This is a genomic window from Megasphaera massiliensis (assembly GCF_000455225.1).
Taxonomy (GTDB): Bacteria; Bacillota; Negativicutes; order Veillonellales; family Megasphaeraceae; genus Megasphaera; species Megasphaera massiliensis.
Genome location: NZ_HF954552.1, coordinates 1 through 661 on the forward strand (window position 1 = coordinate 1; position 661 = coordinate 661).

Consider the following 661-nt stretch of genomic DNA (forward strand, 5'->3'; position numbering starts at 1 on the left):
GGCGAATGCGACGATGTGTGTAAGAGAATATGAATTTCAAGTGCCATATGGTGTTGTGAAGGTGGACAACCATCACCTTCGAAGTATCGAAGAAAAGCCACTTCAACGCTTTTTTATAAGCGGGGGGATTTATGTTATTTCTCCAGAAGTACTGCAATACATACCAGAAAACACGTTCTATGACATGCCTTCTTTGTTTGACGAATTGCTGAAACGAAATGCACCTACCTCTGCTTTCCCTATTAGGGAATATTGGATGGATATTGGAAGAATAGACGATTTCGAACGGGCAAATACAGAGTATCTAGAAGGAATTGTATAATTATGATCAATGACAAGAGGGTATTGGCCATAATTCCCGCTAGGGGAGGTTCTAAAGGTGTACCCGGTAAAAATATTCGGATGCTTAATGGAAAACCGCTTATTGCATGGACGATAGAGGAGGCTAATAAATCTAAATATATAGATAGAGTTATTGTTTCCTCAGATGATGATGCAATTATAAAAACCGCTCTAGATACGGGGGGGATGTTCCTTTCAAAAGACCAGAGTACTTGGCTCAAGATGGCACATCTGGCTTGTTACCTGTCGTTCATGCCATTGAAGAACTGCCTGGCTATGATTATGTGGTTCTCTTGCAGCCCACTTCCCCGTTAAGGGA

General features: G+C 41.5%; 2 protein-coding genes. Both read left to right on the forward strand.

Annotated features, from left to right (window positions below; genetic code table 11):
• A partial coding sequence (locus TX77_RS10735; RefSeq protein ID WP_044505092.1) for a sugar phosphate nucleotidyltransferase occupies window positions 1-322 on the forward strand: 322 nt, incomplete at its 5' end.
• A 2-nt stretch (window positions 323-324) separates the two neighbouring features.
• On the forward strand, window positions 325-657 hold the full coding sequence (locus tag TX77_RS10740) for a cytidylyltransferase domain-containing protein (protein ID WP_230198127.1): 333 nt from the start codon (window positions 325-327) through the stop codon (window positions 655-657).
• Window positions 658-661: the final 4 nt, after the last annotated feature.